The sequence below is a fragment of the Streptomyces sp. NPDC001373 genome (assembly GCF_042895815.1).
Taxonomy (GTDB): domain Bacteria; phylum Actinomycetota; class Actinomycetes; order Streptomycetales; family Streptomycetaceae; genus Streptomyces.
The window spans coordinates 1-2812 of the sequence record NZ_JBIAWQ010000055.1; the positions used below are offsets into that span (position 1 = coordinate 1).

Here is a 2812-nt window from a genome sequence, read left to right on the forward strand (position 1 = left end):
CTCCTGCGCCGACGGCGACAGATGCCGCGCGTCCCCCACCAGATCGCTCACACCCCACCAACGACCCAGAACCCAAACCGTTTCGGATCAATAGACCTGGGGAGGGCAGACATGGACCCATCGCGCCGGAGCGTGCTCGGAGTAGGTCTGTTCTCTGTCGCCCTCACCGTGCCCAACTGGCCGGACGTGGTCGGCCGGATGGAAGTCGCCCAAAGGGGCGAGACTCAGCGCATCGGAATGTCCGACGTTCAATCGGTTATCGCCATGACCGAACGCCTCTCCGATATTGACGACCAATTCGGCGGACGGACAGCGCGGCCAATGGCTGCTGCCTATGTGGTTAACACCGTGGCTCCCTATCTGCGCGCTGACGCTCCGGGCAACGTCCGCAAAGCGATGATGGCCGCCGCATCGGATCTCTCATATCTCACGGGGTACATGGCCGTAGATGAGGGCGTACACGGAATGGCTCAGCGCTATTACCTCAAAGCGCTTGAACTCGCCGGGGCATCCGAGGATCACCTAACGTTCTGCACCACTCTCCGAGGAATGAGCGTTCAGGCCGTAGACCTCGGGCACGGGTCCGAAGCATTGCGCCTCGCTGACGCTGCCGCCGCCGCTTCCCCGCAGGCCGGTCCCCGAATGCGCGCCTTCCTCGCCGGACAGCAGGCACACGCAGCCGCGCAAGAGGGAAACAAGCGCATGGCCCTACAGCGCATCCGGGAAGCCGAGACAGCCATGGAAAAGGCCGAATCACAGTCGAAGACTTTCGGGTCCTATAACCCTTCCTCGCTGGCGTATCACGTAGGCCAAGTGCGCTACCAACTGGGAGACGTGGCAGGTTCCATCGAATCACTCAAGGAATCGGACCGGCTGCGCCCCAGCACGTTCCGGCGGACGAGTATCCGCTATTTGTCCATGCTGGCCGAACGGCAACTAGAGGTCGGTCACTTGGAGGCAGCGTGCGAGACGTGGGGGCGAGTCTTGGAGATATACCCCCTCGTGCAGTCCGGGCAGTGTGATCGGAACCTAGCCGCAATGCACAGCCGAATTCGCCCCTACCTGAAGAACCACACGGCCCGTGACTTGTCTGATCGGGCCCGAATGGTGACCCCTTCAAACTTGCTCCCCCACTGAATCTGACGACCCGTCAGAAACTAGCTCGGCTTGGCTAGTACCCGAGGGTGCGGGCCGCTCTCGACGCTGTGGCCTGAGATTCGAAGGGGCTCGATTCCCTTGCAATCTCGGGCCCGTGGGTACCCAGCACCCCGCAGCCGGCCAGACTTGTCGCCTTTCTTTCGAAGGCTTCCACCAGGAACGCAGAAAGCCCCCGACGACCAACCCACAGCGGGGCCAGTCATCGGGGGCCAGGAGCACACCTAAACGTTGAGGTGTGGTCATCGGCTGCCGCAGTTCCGGGGGCGTCCCTCTCGGCGCGCTGGACGGTTAGGCATGAGTCGGGGCGGGGCCGGTTGCCGGACAGCGCGCGAGCGAGGGAAGCGCCACGCCACCTTGCCCGGCGGTGCCGGTTCGTCGGACGGCTCCCAGCCATTCGGACCGAAGACTACGCGGGTCGGCTCCATCGGCGTCACGCTCGGCCGTACACGTCGAAAAGCTCATCGAGCAGGCACAAATTCCGGGTGTCATCCAGACCCGCGACGACTTCGGAAAACAGCGCAGCGTCCGTCTCGGCATTCCGCCCATACGCCGCCCCGCCCTCGCTGAATGCGGTAAAGGCCCGATGCCACTTGCGGCACTGAGTGCTGCACCACGGCTTGAATGACTGCCTACCGCTGCGGAGTTGGCGCGGATTCACGCAACCGAGCCGTATGCATTCCGGGGACTCAAACACTCGTAACCTCCGTGCGGCGCGTGTGACCAGTCGCCTGCATGACAGCGCCGGGAGGGAGTTTCAGGTAAGCGGCGTACAAGTCGAGCGCCTGCATGACAGCCTCGCTCGCTGTCTCACAACCGGATAGCTGCTGTATGACAGCGAGGTTCGCGCGGGAACTTTCCGTGTGACGGACGCTGAGAGTCTTTACCTTCTTCATCTTTCCCCCTGAGCACCCCTTAACGTTTAGGGGTGGTCGTTTCAGAACAGCGTGGACATGTGATGAATTCGCCCGGCCCATTCCTGCACCTTGGCTTCAATCTCGCCGTCAGCAAGCGGGCAGCTGAAATCCTGTACCGGTAGGGAGTGGCTGGCGGCGACATAGCGGCGCGCTAGCTCAACCTCTACAGCGGACGGGCCGCTATCAATCGGTACGTCATTACGCCGACGCCGAGCCAAGAGAACGCACCCCCCAACGAGCCCGATTCATGGCGCGGGCAGCAGCAGACGCCGAACCCTTACCCGTCCCGCTGTCGGCATCGCTCAGACCGAGGGAACGCACCAGCGAGAGGAAAGACGCCTCGGCCGCGCGCAGTTCCTTTAGCGACGGATTCGGGTAGAGACCGCCCCGGATTCCACGGACGATTACGCCGCGATCCTTCACGTCCCGCTCTAGTCCCTCGATCTGATCGAGCACAGCGCAGGCCCGGTCAAGGGTGGTCACCTCGTACGCCTCTAGGTCGAATTCCTCGACCACGGCTCGGCGGAATTTCGCGCTGATCTTCTGGTTACTCATCGTGCCCCCTTCCGGGGATTCGGTATCTGCGCTGCTCACAGCGGGTTAACTGGTTCTGGTGCTCCGGACGGAGAATCTCGGGTGCTATACGCTAAGGGGTGTCCCGTAACTGCTGGCCACAGATGAGATGATCTTGCTGTGGCTGGTGTGATCACGGCGTCCGAGCCGTCCTGGATAGCCCCGTT

Annotated in this window: 2 protein-coding genes; one reads left to right on the forward strand and one right to left on the reverse strand. The window is 62.8% G+C overall.

Going from position 1 to position 2812, the window contains the following annotated elements; genetic code table 11:
- Positions 1-111: 111 nt before the first annotated feature.
- Entirely contained in the window at positions 112-1137 is a 1026-nt protein-coding gene (locus ACFY15_RS36795; RefSeq protein WP_390827076.1) for a transcriptional regulator, read from the forward strand.
- A gap of 1133 nt (positions 1138-2270) precedes the next feature.
- Here ACFY15_RS36795 and ACFY15_RS36800 read toward each other — a convergent pair.
- Positions 2271-2627 (reverse strand): P27 family phage terminase small subunit, encoded by a 357-nt coding sequence (locus tag ACFY15_RS36800; RefSeq protein WP_384111013.1) that lies wholly within the window; start codon positions 2625-2627, stop codon positions 2271-2273.
- Between the last annotated feature and the right edge of the window lie 185 nt (positions 2628-2812).